The 15,187-nt window shown below is 71.1% G+C and carries 14 protein-coding genes; 8 read left to right on the forward strand and 6 right to left on the reverse strand.

Annotated elements, in window-relative coordinates; all coding sequences use genetic code 11:
* Positions 1-13: 13 nt before the first annotated feature.
* On the forward strand, positions 14-1,633 hold the full coding sequence (gene pgm / locus ITJ54_RS09185) for a phosphoglucomutase (alpha-D-glucose-1,6-bisphosphate-dependent) (RefSeq protein WP_194627577.1): 1,620 nt from the start codon (positions 14-16) through the stop codon (positions 1,631-1,633).
* A gap of 37 nt (positions 1,634-1,670) precedes the next feature.
* Here the strand turns inward: pgm and ITJ54_RS09190 are convergent, their stop codons facing one another.
* Positions 1,671-2,948, reverse strand: a complete 1,278-nt coding sequence (locus ITJ54_RS09190; protein ID WP_194627578.1) for a glycoside hydrolase family 125 protein — start codon at positions 2,946-2,948, stop codon at positions 1,671-1,673.
* A 204-nt stretch (positions 2,949-3,152) separates the two neighbouring features.
* Between ITJ54_RS09190 and ITJ54_RS09195 the strand changes: the two genes are divergently transcribed.
* The gene (locus ITJ54_RS09195; RefSeq protein WP_194627580.1) at positions 3,153-5,621 is read left to right on the forward strand and encodes an MDR family MFS transporter; all 2,469 of its coding nucleotides are present in this window, start codon (positions 3,153-3,155) and stop codon (positions 5,619-5,621) included.
* 131 nt (positions 5,622-5,752) lie between these two features.
* Positions 5,753-6,037, forward strand: coding sequence for a GNAT family N-acetyltransferase (locus tag ITJ54_RS09200; protein ID WP_194627582.1), 285 nt, complete (start codon positions 5,753-5,755; stop codon positions 6,035-6,037).
* Positions 6,038-6,107: 70 nt separating this feature from the next.
* Here ITJ54_RS09200 and ITJ54_RS09205 read toward each other — a convergent pair whose 3' ends face one another.
* The 3 genes from ITJ54_RS09205 to ITJ54_RS09215 all read right to left on the reverse strand — a co-directional run bounded on the left by ITJ54_RS09205 (position 6,108) and on the right by ITJ54_RS09215 (position 8,584).
* The gene (locus tag ITJ54_RS09205) at positions 6,108-6,437 is read right to left on the reverse strand and encodes a hypothetical protein (protein ID WP_194627584.1); all 330 of its coding nucleotides are present in this window, start codon (positions 6,435-6,437) and stop codon (positions 6,108-6,110) included.
* Positions 6,438-6,536: 99 nt separating this feature from the next.
* A complete protein-coding gene (locus ITJ54_RS09210) occupies positions 6,537-7,586 on the reverse strand; it encodes a lipoate--protein ligase family protein (protein WP_194627586.1) in 1,050 nt (349 codons plus the stop codon).
* A 122-nt stretch (positions 7,587-7,708) separates the two neighbouring features.
* On the reverse strand, positions 7,709-8,584 hold the full coding sequence (locus ITJ54_RS09215; RefSeq protein WP_194627588.1) for an alpha/beta hydrolase: 876 nt from the start codon (positions 8,582-8,584) through the stop codon (positions 7,709-7,711).
* A 71-nt stretch (positions 8,585-8,655) separates the two neighbouring features.
* Between ITJ54_RS09215 and ITJ54_RS09220 the strand changes: the two genes are divergently transcribed.
* The 3 genes from ITJ54_RS09220 (at position 8,656) to ITJ54_RS09230 (ending at position 11,200) form a co-directional block, all read left to right on the forward strand.
* Complete coding sequence (locus ITJ54_RS09220; protein ID WP_194627590.1) at positions 8,656-9,798, forward strand: inorganic phosphate transporter; 1,143 nt, start codon at positions 8,656-8,658, stop codon at positions 9,796-9,798.
* Between the two features lie 11 nt (positions 9,799-9,809).
* Positions 9,810-10,079 (forward strand): hypothetical protein, encoded by a 270-nt coding sequence (locus ITJ54_RS09225; RefSeq protein WP_194627592.1) that lies wholly within the window; start codon positions 9,810-9,812, stop codon positions 10,077-10,079.
* Positions 10,080-10,270: 191 nt separating this feature from the next.
* Positions 10,271-11,200, forward strand: coding sequence for an acetamidase/formamidase family protein (locus ITJ54_RS09230; RefSeq protein WP_194627595.1), 930 nt, complete (start codon positions 10,271-10,273; stop codon positions 11,198-11,200).
* A gap of 282 nt (positions 11,201-11,482) precedes the next feature.
* Here ITJ54_RS09230 and ITJ54_RS09235 read toward each other — a convergent pair whose 3' ends face one another.
* On the reverse strand, positions 11,483-12,235 hold the full coding sequence (locus ITJ54_RS09235) for an SDR family NAD(P)-dependent oxidoreductase (protein ID WP_194627597.1): 753 nt from the start codon (positions 12,233-12,235) through the stop codon (positions 11,483-11,485).
* Positions 12,236-12,348: 113 nt separating this feature from the next.
* Between ITJ54_RS09235 and ITJ54_RS09240 the strand changes: the two genes are divergently transcribed.
* Together ITJ54_RS09240 and ITJ54_RS09245 are read left to right on the forward strand one after the other, a co-directional pair.
* The gene (locus ITJ54_RS09240; RefSeq protein WP_323741660.1) at positions 12,349-12,762 is read left to right on the forward strand and encodes a MarR family winged helix-turn-helix transcriptional regulator; all 414 of its coding nucleotides are present in this window, start codon (positions 12,349-12,351) and stop codon (positions 12,760-12,762) included.
* On the forward strand, positions 12,759-14,105 hold the full coding sequence (locus tag ITJ54_RS09245) for an MFS transporter (protein WP_194627599.1): 1,347 nt from the start codon (positions 12,759-12,761) through the stop codon (positions 14,103-14,105). Before ITJ54_RS09240 ends, ITJ54_RS09245 begins: the two co-directional genes overlap by 4 nt.
* 89 nt (positions 14,106-14,194) lie before the next feature.
* On the opposite strand, the gene ITJ54_RS09250 is transcribed toward ITJ54_RS09245, so the two are convergent.
* On the reverse strand, positions 14,195-15,091 hold the full coding sequence (locus ITJ54_RS09250; RefSeq protein ID WP_194627601.1) for an alpha-E domain-containing protein: 897 nt from the start codon (positions 15,089-15,091) through the stop codon (positions 14,195-14,197).
* Positions 15,092-15,187: the final 96 nt, after the last annotated feature.

A 15,187-nucleotide genomic window follows, 5' to 3' on the forward strand; every position in this document is an offset into this window, starting at 1 on the left:
CCAGGATGGGCCCATGAACGACCGCGCCGGCACCCCCGCGACCGCAGACGACCTCGTCGACCTCGACGAACTCGTCTCCGCTTACTACAACCGCGTCCCGGACGTGTCCGTGCCCGAGCAGAAGGTGGTGTTCGGCACGTCCGGGCACCGCGGGTCCTCGCTCGACACCGCGTTCAACGACACCCACATCGCCGCGATCACGCAGGCGATCGTCGAGTACCGGCGCTCCCAGGGCACGGACGGGCCGCTCTTCATCGGCCGTGACACCCACGCGCTCTCCGGGCCCGCCGAGCGCACGGCGCTCGAGGTCCTCGCCGCGAACGACGTCCACGTCCTCGCCGACAGCGACAACGGCTACGTGCCGACCCCGGCGCTGAGCCACGCGATCATCCGCTACAACCGCGCGGGCAACACCGACACGGCGGACGGCATCGTCATCACGCCGAGCCACAACCCGCCCCGCGACGGCGGCTTCAAGTACAACCCCCCGCACGGCGGCCCCGCCGACAGCGACGCCACCTCGTGGATCGCGAACCGCGCGAACGCGATCATCGAGGGCGGCAACGCCGAGGTGCAGCGCAGCGAGCACGCGACGCCGGACCGCTACGACTTCCTGCACACGTACGTCGCCGACCTCGAGAACATCATCGACATCGACGCCATCAAGCGTGCCGGCGTGAAGATCGGCGCCGACCCGCTCGGTGGCGCTTCGTTGCCCTACTGGAACGCGATCCGCGACCACTACGGCCTCGACCTGACCGTGGTGAACCCGGACGTCGACCCGACCTGGTCGTTCATGACGCTCGACTGGGACGGCAAGATCCGGATGGACCCGTCGAGCCCGTCGGCCATGGCGTCCGTGCTCGCCCACAAGGACGAGTTCGACGTGCTCACCGGCAACGACGCGGACTCCGACCGGCACGGCATCGTCACGCCCGACGGCGGCCTGATGAACCCGAACCACTACCTCGCCGTGGCGATCGAGTACCTCTACGCGCACCGCCCCCAGTGGCGCGAGGACGCCGCCATCGGCAAGACCCTCGTCTCCTCGAGCATCATCGACCGCGTCGCCGAGTCCCTGGGTCGCCGACTGTGGGAGGTCCCGGTCGGCTTCAAGTGGTTCGTGCCTGGCCTGATCGACGGATCCGTGGCCTTCGGCGGCGAAGAGTCCGCCGGTGCATCGTTCCTCCGCACCGACGGCACCGCGTGGACCACCGACAAGGACGGCATCATCCTGGCGCTCCTGGCGTCGGAGATCGTCGCGGTCACCGGCAAGACCCCGTCGCAGCTCTACACCGAGCTCACCGAGCGCTTCGGCGCCCCGGTCTACCAGCGCGTGGACGCCGCGGCCTCGAAGGAGCAGAAGGCCCGCCTGTCGAAGCTCGACGGCGACGCCATCACCGCCGAGACACTGGCCGGCGACCCGATCACCGCGAAGCTGTCGAAGGCCCCCGGCAACGACGCAGCCGTCGGCGGCGTCAAGGTCGTCACGGACAAGGCCTGGTTCGCCGCCCGCCCGTCGGGCACCGAGGACGTCTACAAGATCTACGCCGAGAGCTTCGTGTCCCAGGAGCACCTCGAGCAGGTCCAGCGCGAGGCCAAGGAGATCGTGGACGCCGCCCTCGGCGCCTAGCGGTCCAGGTCGGCCGTCCCGCGTCGGCGGCGGGGGCTCAGTCCTCCGCCGCCGCCATCGCCAGCTCGCAGAACATCGCGTCCGCCCACGAGAACCAGGGCCGCGAGAACTGCGTGGGGTCGTCCACGTCGAACGACTCGTGCATGTCGCCCGTGCCGGCGTCCGTCGCGACGAGCACCTCGAGGAGCTCGCGACGACGTGCTGCCGAGCCCGACACGAGCCCCTCCACGGCGAGCGCGATCGGCCACACCCGGTCCGGCAGCGTGTGCGGACTGCCGATGCCCGCGGCCACGGCACCCGAGAACCAGAACGGGTTCGCCGGTGAGAGCACGAGCGACCGCGTCGACGCCCACACGGTCTCGTCGACGACCGACGGCGCCGACAGGGGCAACGACAGCAGCGACGGGGTGTTCGCGTCGTCCATCAGCAGCACCCCGCCGAGGCCGTCGACCTCGTACGCGTACACGTCCGTGCCGTCCGGCCCGGGGACGACACCGTGCCGTGCGACCCCCGCGGTGATCTCCGCCCGGAGCACGTCGGCTGCGTCGGCCAGTGCGCCGTCGGACCAGACCGCCCCTGCCAGCTCGGCGATCGCCAGGAGCGCCTCGGCGGCGAAGAGGTTGGCGGGGACGTTGTACCCGTACGTGCAGGCGTCGTCCGACGGTCGGAAACCGGACCACGTCATGCCCGTCGGACCGACCGGTGTGCCGCGGCCGTCGCGGGCGAGCGTGTCGGTGGGGACCGTCCCCGCGCGGGAGAACCGGTAGGCGGACGCGTCGTGGTCCTGCTCAGCCCGCCACTGCGCCACGATCGTGCGGAACACCCGGTGGGCGCGCTCGTCGAGGACGTCCGCCGAGCCGGTCTCCCGCCACAGCGCGTGCGCGAACGTCACCGGGTAGGCCAGGCTGTCGACCTCGTACTTCTGCTCCCACACGAGCGGGTCGGCGTTCAGGTCGCCCTCGTCCCAGTGCGCCCCGTTCGGCTCCCGGTTGAAGGAGTTGGCGTACGGGTCGTGGTCGATCAACCGGAACTGCCGGCGCACGATGGACCACAGCAGGTCGGCGAGCGCCGGGCTCTCGCCGACCAGCCGCAGGTACGGCGTCATCTGCGTCGTGGAGTCGCGCAGCCACATCGCGGGGATGTCCCCCGTGATGACGAAGGCGCCGTCGTCATCGAGCGAGATGGTCTCCTGCAGCGTCCGCGTGAGCGCCCGCTCCACGCGGTCCCCGACGTCCGTGCCGATCGCCGTGCGCACGCGGTCGGCGGCGGAGCGGAGGGTGGACAGGGTCGCATCGTCGAGGAACGTCGTCGTCACCCGACCACCGTACCGACACCGCGGGCGTAGCCTCTGGCGATCGGGCGGCTCGCGCCTGCGCACACCGCTGAGCCGTTCCCGTGTGGATCCCTGCCGATCCACTCAGGAAGCCGCTCCCGGACGACCAGCTGGTTGCGGCAGATGTAACTTTGCAGACAGCGCAATTTTCTGACCACAGCGCCTCGGTACCGGGAGACCCTGCACATGACCCAGACGGCGACCGCCCCCGCGGGAACCACCACGGCGTCCAACGTCGTGATGAACCACCGACAGATCCTGCTCGTGATCTACGGCCTCATGGCCGGCATGTTCCTCGGTGCGCTCGACCAGACCATCGTCGGCACGGCGATTCGCACGATCGGCGACGACCTGCACGGGCTCGACCAGCAGGCCTGGGTGACCACGGCCTACCTGATCGCCTCGACGATCACGACCCCGATCTACGGCAAGCTCTCCGACATCTTCGGCCGACGCCCGCTGTTCCTCACCGCGATCGGCATCTTCATCCTCGGCTCGTTCGCCGCGTCGTTCTCGACTTCGATGCTCATGCTCGCCGGGTTCCGCGCGCTGCAGGGCCTCGGAGCCGGTGGTCTGATGTCGCTGCCGCTCGCGATCATGGGCGACATGCTCGCCCCCCGCGAGCGTGCGAAGTACCAGGGCTACTTCCTCGCCGTGTTCGGCATCTCGAGCGTCATCGGCCCGCTGGTCGGTGGCCTGTTCGCCGGCGCGAACCAGATCCTGTTCGTGTCCGGGTGGCGCTGGGTCTTCCTGATCAACGTGCCGGTCGGCGTCATCGCCCTGTTCATGGTCCTGACGTTCCTGCACCTGCCGAAGTTCGGCGACCGCGGCAAGCCCCGCATCGACTGGTGGGGCGCCACGCTCGTCATCACCACCCTCGTGCCGCTGCTCCTCATCGCCGAGCAGGGCCGCGAGTGGGGCTGGGCCTCCCCCGGCGCCATCGCCTGCTACGCGATCGGTGCGCTCGGCCTGATCGGGTTCATCATCGTCGAGCGCGCGATGGGCGACGACGCGATCCTGCCGCTGAAGCTCTTCGGGTCGCACGTCTTCTCCATGGCGGCGATCCTGTCCGTGCTCGTCGGCTTCGGCATGTTCGGCGCGATGCTGACCATCCCGCTGTACCTGCAGATCGTGAAGGGCGTGACCCCGACCGAGTCCGGCTTCGCGATGCTGCCGATGGTCATCGGTCTGATGATCTCCTCGATCGCGTCCGGCCAGATCGTGTCCCGCACGGGCAAGTACCGCATCTTCCCGGTCACCGGCACGGCGTTCACGGCCCTCGGGTTCACCCTGCTGACCTTCCTCACCGCGGACAGCTCCCTCGTGTTCCTGATGACGGGCATGTTCCTCATCGGGCTCGGTCTCGGTCAGCTCATGCAGACCCTGACCCTCGCCGCGCAGGGCTCGGTCAGCCCCCGGGACATCGGCGTCGCGACCAGCTCCGCGACCTTCTTCCGCCAGATCGGCGGCACGATGGGCACGGCCGTGCTCCTCTCGGTCCTGTTCACGCTCATGCCGACGAACATCACGACGGCGATGCAGAACAAGTCGGACCTGTCGAGTGCCCTGAACGCCGCACTCACCCCGTCCGTCGCGAACGCCCGCGACAACAAGGGCGTGATGGACAACATCTGGACCAAGATCGTCGACCCGGTCAAGCAGAACGTGCAGGACGGCCTCGACAAGGGCGCCGTGCAGGCCAAGCAGGCCGCCGACGACGCCGTCACGAAGCAGGTCACCGCCGCCGTGCAGCAGCAGGTCGCCGCGGGCACCGTCCCGGCTGCGGCCGCGCAGTCCGTCGTCACCGACCAGATCGCGGCAGCCAAGCCCGCCGCGGAGCGCCAGGCCCTGCAGACCGCTGCGAGCCGGGCGAACGCCGAGGTCGGCGACGGTGGCACGCTGCAGATCGACTACGCCGACGCCGCCCAGCGGAAGAACGTCGTCGACGAGGTCGCACCGACCCTCATCAAGCAGCTGAAGAACGGTGACTCCGCCGCGAACTCGTCCTCGAGCTCCGCGACGAGCGACACCTCGTTCCTCAACGGTGCGGACAAGCGCCTGACCCGTCCGTTCCTGGTCGGGTTCAGCAACTCGACGGTCACGGTGTACTTCGTCGGGCTCGGCGTGGTCCTCATCGCGTTCGTGCTGACGTGGTTCTTCCGCGTGCCGCCGCTGCGCAAGACCTCGGCGCTGCAGGAGCAGGCGGACACCGCCCGTGCCGCAGCCTCCGGTGGTGGCCGGAACGGTGACGGCGACGACGACCGCCTGACGGTCGACGCCCAGCAGGCCGCCGCGGGCTCCGGTGCCCTCGTGTCGCCGGACACCGGGTCGATGCACGTGGTCCCGACCTCGCCGGACGTCCCCGTGCAGCCGCGGTCCGCCCGCTCCGTCGACGGCAGCAGCGTCTCGGTGCTGCCGCGGGAGAGCGACACCCGGGCACCGCTGCCGGACGCACCCACCCACGGTGCCCACTCGGCCGCCGCGCCGGTCGACGAGCCCGCCACGACGACGGGTGCCATCCGGACCCAGCACGCGGCGCACGCCGCCGGGTCGGACGCCGCGCGCCCGGTCAGCGGGACCGACGCTGCCCAGCCGGGCACGGCCTCCCGTCCGGACGAAGGCGACCACCAGCACGGCCGTCACTCGGCCGAGTAGCCAGTCCCGGGCACTGCCCCAGAACGACGAAGCCGCTGTCGGACGACAGCGGCTTCGTCGTTCCGCGTCCGCCCTGAGGTCACCCGACCGCCTCCACCGGGCGTCCGGGATCCCCGCGTAGCCTCCTGCGCATGGCTCTTGACGTCCGCAACGACACCGACCAGCAGCAGTACTCCCTCGTCGAGGACGGCGAGGTGATCGGCTTCGCCGCGTACGAGTCCGACGCCGACGAGATCCGCTTCGTGCACACCGAGGTGGACCCCGCGCACCGCGGCGGCGGCCACGCGTCGATCCTGGTGCAGCACGCGCTGGACGACGTGCGCTCGGGCACCTCGCTCCGCGTCGTGCCGCAGTGCAGCTACGTGGCCGCGTGGATCGAGCGCCACCCGGACTACCAGGAGCTCACCACGCGCTGACGAGCGGGCACCGCACGCGGCCGCGCTCGCGCCCCCGGGCCGGAGCGCCCTCGGGTTGGAGCGCCCTCGCTCAGTACGAGCGGTCGTGCGTCCCGGTGCTGCCGACGTGCCGTCCGGCCGGTCGCACCGCGGGCACGCGGATCAGCACGGTGCCGCTGAGCAGGTCGTGGTCGTCACCGGCGGGCGTCGGGGCCTCCTTCGGGAGGCGCGACTGCCGTTCGTACTCGGCCTGCGTCTCGTGCCGGGTCGGCGCGAAGACCTCGTCCATCATCGACGCGACGCCGCCGGATCCCCCGCTGTTGGTGGCCTTGTTCGACAGGTCGATCCACCCCAGGCGATCGGCGATCCACGTCACGAGGACCGCTGCGGCCATCGCCCCCAGGAGGATCATCCAGTTCACGGCAGTGACGCTACGTGACCGGATGCGTCACCGGATCAGCCGCGCGGAGGATGTTCGCGATCCGGCATCCTCCGATCGGTCGGACATCACGCCGCGGGCTCACGGCACCCGCTCGAGCCACTCCTTCGTCGCGAACTTCGTCTCGACCAGCTCCCGGGCCTTGGCCCGCTCCTCGTCCGTGACCTCGCCGGGCGTCGCGCTGTACCGCTGCGTGAACGTGGCGACGAGCGAGTCGATGATCTCCGCCCGCGAGAGGCCCGTCTGGGACCGCAGCGGGTCCACGCGCTTGGCGGCGGAGGTCGTCCCCTTGTCGCTCATCTTCTCGCGACCGATCCGCAGGACCTCGACCATCTTCTCGCCGTCCATGTCGTAACTCATGGTGGCGTGGTGCAGCAGGGCCCCGGTCCCGAGGCGCTTCTGCGCAGCCCCGCCGATCTTGCCCTTGGCCGAGGTGATGTCGTTGAGCGGCTGGTAGAACGCGTCGATGCCGAGGGCCTTCAGCGCCTCGATCACCCACTCGTCGAGGAACGCGTACGAGTCGGCGAACGTCATGCCCTGCACCAGGGCGGTCGGCACGTAGAGCGAGTACGAGATGATCGCGCCGGCGTCCATGAACATCGCGCCGCCGCCGGAGATCCGCCGGACGACCTGCACGCCGTACTTCTCGGCGCCGGCGGGGTCGACCTCGTTCTTGAGCGACTGGAAGCTGCCGATGACGACCGCGGGCTGGTCCCACTCCCAGATGCGCAGGGTCGGACCACGTCGGCCGGCCCCCACCTCCTCCGTCAGGACCTGATCGAGCGCCAGGTGCTCGTTCGGGCTGATCGGGCCCTCGTGGACGACCTGCCAGTCGTAGTCGTTCCACGTCGAGGCGCGCGACAGGGCACGGCGGACGGCGACCCCGACGGACTCGGGCGTGAAGCCGAGCAGCACGGCATCCGCCGGCAGGGCTGCGCGGACGGCAGCGGCGACACCGGTGGAGTCCGTCGTCGCGGGCAGCCCGTTGACGGCCGCGTCGACCAGCGGGAGCGCGTCGTCCGGTTCGAGGAAGAAGTCCCCCGCCAGACGGAACTCCTGGATCGTGTCGTCGACGACCTCCAGGTCGACGACGACGAGCTTGCCACCTGGGACCTTGTACTCACCATGCACGTCGTCAGCCTATTCCTGCGGTCGCCACCACAGACCGGACTGGAGGCTCGCATCACGTACGCCGACCGGCTCACGTGATCCGGGCCTCCAGTCCGCTCCTGGTGGTGCTGGGACCTGCGGTGTCAATCCACCAACCGGTCGAGCCACTCGACCAGGTGGCCGATGACCTCGTCCCGGTTCGTCTCGTTGTAGACCTCGTGCCGCGCGCCCTCGTACACCTGGACGGTCACGTCCGACAGCCGTCCACGCCGTCGGTACGCCTGCGCCAGGCGCTGCACGGACTTCGGGCCTCCGAGCGGGTCGTCGGACCCGACCTGCAGGAGCATCGGGAGGTCGTGCGGGATCCCACGCCGCGGGACGCCGAGCAGCCGGAGGGTGTCGGCGAGGCCGAACAGCCCGATGACGTCGGCCTCGACCGCGAGCGGGTCGACCCCCATCGCGTCGATGACCGCCCGGTCGCGGGTCAGCCACTCGAACCGGGTCGGCCCGAGTGCCGCGTGCCGCTTGTTGAGGTCGCCGCCGTTCATGGAGCCCGGCATCCGGTAGGCGGAGCCCGAGAGGACGACGCCCTCGTACGACTCGCTCGAGGTGTTCACGATCCGCTGGGCCATGAGCGACCCCCACGAGTGTCCGAGGAGCACGAGCGGCAGGCCGGGGCTGTCAGCACGCGCGACGGCGGTCATCTGCTCGACGGCGGCGATCGCGGCGCGGAGCCCGCCGGGGCCGAGCCGTCCGAGCTTCGTGCGGTCGTCCTCCCACTGCAGGACGCCGGTCCGGCCGTGCCCGCGGTGGTCGTTCGCGACGACGGTCCAGCCCGCCCGGACGAGGTCCTGCGCGAGGGGCTCGTACCGCAGCGAGTGCTCACCGACGCCGTGCGCGAGCTGGACGATCCCCTTCGGCCGACCGGCGCGCCAGGTGGAGTAGACGATCTCGACGCCGTGCGCGTCGACGAACGAGGAGTCGCCGCGAGCGGCGGAGAACGTGGGCACGGTGAGCATCCTCGCAGATGGCCGGACCTGTTCACCGCCCGTTCACCCGGCCGCGACGCGCCCGGCCTAGCGTCTCGCGCATGGACGTCCTCGTCACCGTTGTACTGGTCATCGTCGTGGCCCTCGTGTTCGACTTCACGAACGGCTTCCACGACACCGCGAACGCCATGGCCACCTCGGTCGCCACGGGAGCCCTCAAGCCCCGCACCGCCGTCATCATCTCCGCCGTCCTCAACCTGGTGGGCGCGTTCCTGTCCACCGAGGTGGCGAAGACCGTCTCGCAGGGCATCATCCGCGAGGGCCAGGACGGCATCCACATCTCGCCCACGATGATCTTCGCCGGACTCGTCGGCGCCGTGCTCTGGAACCTCGGCACGTGGTACTTCGGCCTGCCGTCGTCGTCCACGCATGCGCTGTTCGGCGGGCTCATCGGCGCCTCGATCATCGGTGCCGGGCTGAACTCGGTCGACTGGGTCACCGTCGTCTCGAAGGTCGTGCTGCCCGCGCTGCTCTCCCCGGTGATCGCCGGGCTGATCGCCCTGGCCGCCACCTACCTGGCCTACACGATCACGAAGAACGCGACGACTCACGGTGCCGCGACCGGCTTCCGACACGGGCAGACCATCTCGGCCTCGCTGGTGTCGCTGGCGCACGGCACCAACGACGCGCAGAAGACCATGGGCGTCATCACGCTGACCCTCATCGCCGCGAACTACCAGGACGCCGGGACCGGTCCCGAGCTCTGGGTGATCCTGGCCTGCGGGATGGCGATCGCGCTCGGCACCTACATGGGCGGCTGGCGCATCATGCAGACCGTCGGCAAGAAGATCTCCGACGTGCAGAGCCCGCAGGGCTTCGCGGCGGAGACCAGCTCGGCCGCCACCATCCTGGTGTCATCGCACCTAGGCTTCGCGCTCTCCACCACCCACGTCACGAGCGGTTCCGTCATCGGCTCCGGCCTCGGCAAGAAGCTGGCCGACGTGCACTGGGGCGTCGTCGGGCGCATCGTCATCGCCTGGGTGATCACGCTCCCGTCGGCCGCGGTGGTCGGCGGCCTGGCGACCTGGCTGGCCTCGACGTCGACGATCGGTCTCGTGATCGTCGCGGTGCTGGCCCTCGCCGGCGGCCTGACCTTCTACACACTGGCGCGTCGCAAGCCGATCTCGGCGAGTGACGTCAACGAGGGCACCACGGAGCGCGAGCCCGTGGCTGCCGAGAGCTGAGAGGCACCCTGATGACCATCGACTTCAGCGCGATCGCGACCGTCGCCGGCGTGGGATTCGTGGCGGCCGTGGGGGTCGTCCTGTTGTACACACTCGGCCTCCGGCTGCTCGGGGTCGGTCAACCGGCCGATGCGGGCGGCGAGAAGACGCAGTACAGCGAGGAGACGCCCCGCAGCGGGACCACGCCGCCGATCGCCCTCGCCGGTGCCGGGCTCTGCTTCGCCGTGTGCGTCGCCGCGGTCCTCTACGGCATCTGGATGACGATCCCGCAGTTCCACTGAGCGATGTGACGCCGGTGTCTCGACTCGAGACACCGGCGTCTGCGCGAGACCCCGTCCCACCGTCGAGACGCCGCCGATCCTGGCGGCGTCTCGTTCGTCCCGAGGCGTCTCGCGCAGACACCCCCGTCGCGCAGACATCCCTGTCTCGCAGCCCCCCGGCGCCTCACCACCCCGCCTGGGATGATCGGCACGTGACCCATCACCGCCTCGAGAGCTCCCCCGCCACCGCTGTCGACGTCTTCACGGCCGAGCGCTCCCCCGTGCTCACCGCCTCCCCCGGCGACACCGTCACGGTCCACACGCTGAGCGCGGCCGGCTACACCGAACGCCAGCGGGAACCGGGCGTTGACGTCCCGACCCTGATCGACCCGCGCCGAGGCCACTGCCTGGTCGGCCCGATCGCCCTCGAGGGTGCGCGCCCCGGCCAGGTCCTCGCGATCCACTTCGACGACCTCGTGCCGGACGACTGGGGCTACACCGGCTCGGGTGGCGTCGACACCGAGCTGAACCGAGCGCTCGGACTGGCCGATCCGTCCACGCGCGGGCCGCTCCTCTGGGACATCGACGTCGCCGGGGGCACCGCGCACAACCAGCTCGGGCTCGGGGTCCGCACGGCACCGTTCCTCGGGGTCGTCGGCCTGCCGCCCGAGGCCACCGGCGAGCACTCCACGATCCCGCCCCGCCCGGTCGGGGGCGGCAACATCGACTGCCGCGAGCTCGTGGCCGGCGCGACGCTCTACCTGCCCGTCACGGTCCCCGAGGCGTTGCTCTTCGTCGGCGACGGCCACGCCGCCCAGGGCGACGGCGAGGTCTCGGGCACCGCGGTCGAGTGCGGCATGACCACGACGATGACGCTCTCGCTCCTCGACGCGGCGCCGGTCGAGGGCATCCACGCCGACACCCCGGCCGGCCGCATCACGTTCGGCTTCGACGCCGACCTCAACGCTGCGACCGCGACCGCGCTGGACCGGATGGTGGACTGGATCGCCGGCACGCACGACATCACCCGCGCCCAGGCACTCGCCATGGCCAGCGTCGCCGTCAGCATGCGCGTCACCCAGGTCGCGAACCGCACCTGGGGCGTGCACGCCCTGCTCCCGCACGACGCGGTCCTCGTGTAGTCAGCCACGGCACCGGACTGGAGGCCCCACTCGCGTTCCCGACGTCGGCACCGCGAGTCGAGCCTCCAGTCCGGCGCCTGTGGTGCGCGTTCCTTCCCACATCGCCCGCGGTGGCAAGCGGAATCGCGCGTAGGGGGACGGAACATCCGACCCGCTACGCGCGATTCGACCTACCATGCCGGGAACGATCCCCTACGCGCAGGAGGACCCACACGCGGAAGCCCACCACGCGCGGAACAACCCACCACGCGCGGAACCACCCGCGCGCGCTCCGCACCACCCTCAGTGCGCGGAGTACCCGCCGTCGACCAGGTGGTAGCTCCCGCTGATGAACGAGGCCTTGTCGCTGAGCAGGAACAGCACCAGCGCGGCGACCTCGGCGTCGGTGCCGAGGCGCTTCGCGGCGTGCTCGGCCTCGAGCGCGGAGAGCTGCTCAGCGGACAGGGACGACCGCACCAGAGGCGTGTCGATGAAGCCCGGGCCGACGGCGTTCGTGCGGATGCCCTGCGCCGTGTACTCGAGCGCCGCGACCTTCGTCAGGCCGACGAGCGCGTGCTTCGAGGCCACGTAGGCCGCGTTCTGCGCGAGCCCGACCGAGCCGAGCACCGACGACATGTTCACGATCGCGCCGCCACCGGAGGCGAGCATCGCCGGGATCTCGTAGCGCAGCCCGTAGAAGACGCCGTCGAGGTCCACCCCACGGACGCGGTCCCAGGCGGCGACGTCGTACTCGCCGATCGGCTGCGGGGCGGCCCCGATGCCGGCGTTGTTCACGGCGAGGTGCAGCCCGCCGTACGTGTCGACCGCGAACTGCACGGCGCGCTCGTTGTCGGCGGCGACGGCCGAGTTCGCCGTGAACGCCACGGCGGTCCCACCGGCCGACTCGATCGCGCCGGCGACCCGCTCGGCGGCGTCCTGCTTGATGTCGGTGACGACGACCCGCGCGCCCGCCGCAGCGAGCTCCTTCGCGATGGCCTCGCCGATGCCGCTGCCGCCACCGGTGACGACGGCGACCTTGCCCTCGAACTCGGACATGACCTGCTCCAATCCTCGGCAACACCTGTTGCCCATACGTCGCACGGTACACCTGCGATGCGCACCGCGGCCCAACCAGTTCGTTCACTGAACTAATGAGTTAGGCTGACGAGGTGACGCACCTCAGCACCGACCTCCGCGTGGCCGTGAACCGGCTCTCCCGGACCCTGCGTGCGCAGAAGGCCGACAGCACCATGAGCGACGCGGTGTTCTCCGCCCTCGCACGCCTGCACCGCGAGGGCCCGCTGACCCTGGCGGACCTGAGCCGGCACGAGGGCGTCACCCCACCCTCGATGACGAAGACCGTCGCCGCCCTGGTCGAGCTCGGCCTCGCGACGAAGGCCGACCACGGGGACGACCGCCGCAAGGTGCTCATCGCGACGACCCCGGCCGGGGCGGACGTCGTCGTCGAGACCCGACGTCGCCGCGACGACTGGCTCACCCCGCGCCTGGCGGTGCTCACGCCCGCCGAACGCCGCGTGCTCACCGAGGCCACCGACATCATGAGGAGGCTGGCCCAGCCGTGACCGCCATGTTCCGGTCCCTCTCGGGACGCAACTACCGCATCTGGTTCGCCGGGGCACTCGTGTCCAACGTCGGCACCTGGATGCAGCGCACCGCGCAGGACTGGATCGTCCTGACGCAGCTCACCCACAACGACGCGATCGCGGTCGGCACGACGATGGCGCTGCAGTTCGGACCGCAGCTCCTGCTCCTCCCCTGGACCGGCCTGGTCGCCGACCGCTTCGACCGCCGCCGCACGCTCATGGTCACGCAGGCGCTGATGGGGCTGCTCGGCCTGGGCCTCGGCATCATGGTCGTCACCGAGACGGCGACCCTGCTCTGGCTGTACGGCTTCGCCCTGGCGCTCGGCATCGTGGCGGCCTTCGACACCCCGGTCCGCCAGGCCTTCGTCTCCGACGTGGTCACCGGCGAACAGGTCTCGAACGCCGTCGCGCTGAACTCCGCCTCGTTCAACGCCGCCCGGCTCATCGGCCCAGCGGTCGCCGGCGTGATGATCGCCGCGGTCGGGTCCGGCTGGGTGTTCATCATCAACGCGGCGTCGTTCGCAGCGGTCCTCGGCGCCCTGGCGTTCGTCGACCCCGAACAGCTCGCGGACCGGCCGAAGGCCAAGCGCGGCAAGGGCCAGATCGTCGCCGGCTTCCGGTACGTCCGCACCAGACCGGACATCATCGTGGTCCTCGCGATGATCTTCGTCGTCGGCACGTTCGGCGTGAACTTCCCGATCTTCACCTCGACGATGGCGCGGGTGGAGTTCCACAAGGGTGCCAGCGAGTTCGGCCTGCTCAGCTCGGTGATGGCGGTCGGCTCGGTGCTCGGCGCGCTCCTCTCCGCCCGCCGCGAGCGCCCCAGGATGCGCCTGCTCGTCATCGCGTCCGGCGGCTTCGGGCTCGCGTGCACCGCGGCGGCGCTCGCTCCGACGTACTGGACCTTCGCGATCGTGCTCGTCTTCGTCGGCCTGGCGTCGCTGACGTTCATGACCACCGCGAACGCCCTCGTCCAGACCACCACAAGCGCGGCGATGCGCGGCCGTGTGATGGCGCTCTACATGGCCATCTTCGCGGGCGGCACCCCGATCGGCGCCCCCGTGGTCGGCGCCGTCGCGGACGCCTTCGGCCCCCGCTGGGCGATCGGCGTCGGTGCCGCGTCCGGCTTCGTCGCGCTGGCGATCGCGCTCGTCTGGCTCGTCCGGCACGAGCACTTCCGCCTCCGGTACGACGCCGACTCGCGGCTCCACCTCGCCGTGACCCACTCGATCCCGGTGGTCGGCGCGCCCAGGTCAGCCGCCGAGGTCCGTGACGACCTGCAGCGGGACGAGGCGGTCGCCGACCGCTCCAGCGCCTCCTGACGGTCCGGCACCCCACCGGACAGGAGGCTCCCCACCGGTCCGCCACCGAGCCTCCCGTCCGGTGGGTGCGCGGGTCCGCGCTCCGGACGTCAGCGCGCGGGTTCGGCGGCGGCGAAGACGCGGTCCTCGAGGGCAGTGGCGACGCGTTCCGCGACCGCGGCGAGCCGGGCACCGGCGCCCCTGGCCGCATCGAGCGCCTCGGCTGGCGGGATCCGCTGGAGTGCCCGCCGGGCGTCGCGGAGTTCCGCGAGCTCCTCGGTCACGGCACTCGACGCGACGTCCGCCAGGCACTCCTCGGCCCGCTGCGTCAGGAACAGCACCGAGCGTGGGCTGCGCGCGTCGAGGAGCAGGAACGCCGCGGCCTCGGCGGCGGGTGCCCCCGGGCGGGACCCACGGTGGAAGGCCTCGCCGGCACCGCACGCCCGGAGCGCGGTGCCCCACGACGTGGCGGACGTCGGTTCGAGCAGGTCGGACGCCAGGAGCCGCGCGGTGGCAGCGCAGCGGGCCAGGGACCGACCGAGCGTGAAGAACTCCCAGACCTCGTCGCGGCTGGCGTCGCCCTCGACCACGCCGATCGCCAGGGCACTGCGCTCGCGCACCCAGCCGAGGAACTCGTGCTCCCGGCCACCGGCGATCTTGCGGGGCATCCGCGACCGCGTGACGTTGAGGCAGTCCCAGAGCTCGGTCGACACGACGTCCCGGGCTCGGCGGGCGTCGTCCCGCGCCACGGCCACGGCGTTCGCGATGGAGGCCGGCTCGTGCCGGTCGAGTGCGAGCGCCTCGAGGGTCGTCGAGCGGTCGAGGACGGTCGCTGGACGGATCGCCGCTCCGGCGACCACGCGGAGCTCCCGCGCGATCGCGGGCTCGCCGGCGCCCGTGGCCGGATCGGACCGCGTCAGGTACACGTCGAGCAGCCGAGCGATCACGTCCGCGCGCTCGACCGCGGCACCGACGCGGAACACACTCCCGGCGAGTCGGCTCAGCACCGCGGCTCCTGCATCCCGTGAACCTACTGAGCCCGCATTGCGTCGGTGTTTCGGGGCCGCGTCACGGGTGTTGCGAACGCGCGGACCGGCTTGATC

The organism is Curtobacterium sp. VKM Ac-2865 (genome assembly GCF_015350905.1).
Classification (GTDB): domain Bacteria; phylum Actinomycetota; class Actinomycetes; order Actinomycetales; family Microbacteriaceae; genus Curtobacterium.

What these genes read in the sequence shown, in the direction of transcription:
- pgm (WP_194627577.1), top strand. Translation starts at nt 14, where the DNA reads ATGAACGACCGCGCCGGCACCCCCGCGACCGCAGACGACCTCGTCGAC.
- ITJ54_RS09195 (WP_194627580.1), top strand. Translation starts at nt 3,153, where the DNA reads ATGACCCAGACGGCGACCGCCCCCGCGGGAACCACCACGGCGTCCAAC.
- ITJ54_RS09200 (WP_194627582.1), top strand. Translation starts at nt 5,753, where the DNA reads ATGGCTCTTGACGTCCGCAACGACACCGACCAGCAGCAGTACTCCCTC.
- ITJ54_RS09215 (WP_194627588.1), bottom strand. Translation starts at nt 8,584, where the DNA reads ATGCTCACCGTGCCCACGTTCTCCGCCGCTCGCGGCGACTCCTCGTTC.
- ITJ54_RS09220 (WP_194627590.1), top strand. Translation starts at nt 8,656, where the DNA reads ATGGACGTCCTCGTCACCGTTGTACTGGTCATCGTCGTGGCCCTCGTG.
- ITJ54_RS09225 (WP_194627592.1), top strand. Translation starts at nt 9,810, where the DNA reads ATGACCATCGACTTCAGCGCGATCGCGACCGTCGCCGGCGTGGGATTC.
- ITJ54_RS09235 (WP_194627597.1), bottom strand. Translation starts at nt 12,235, where the DNA reads ATGTCCGAGTTCGAGGGCAAGGTCGCCGTCGTCACCGGTGGCGGCAGC.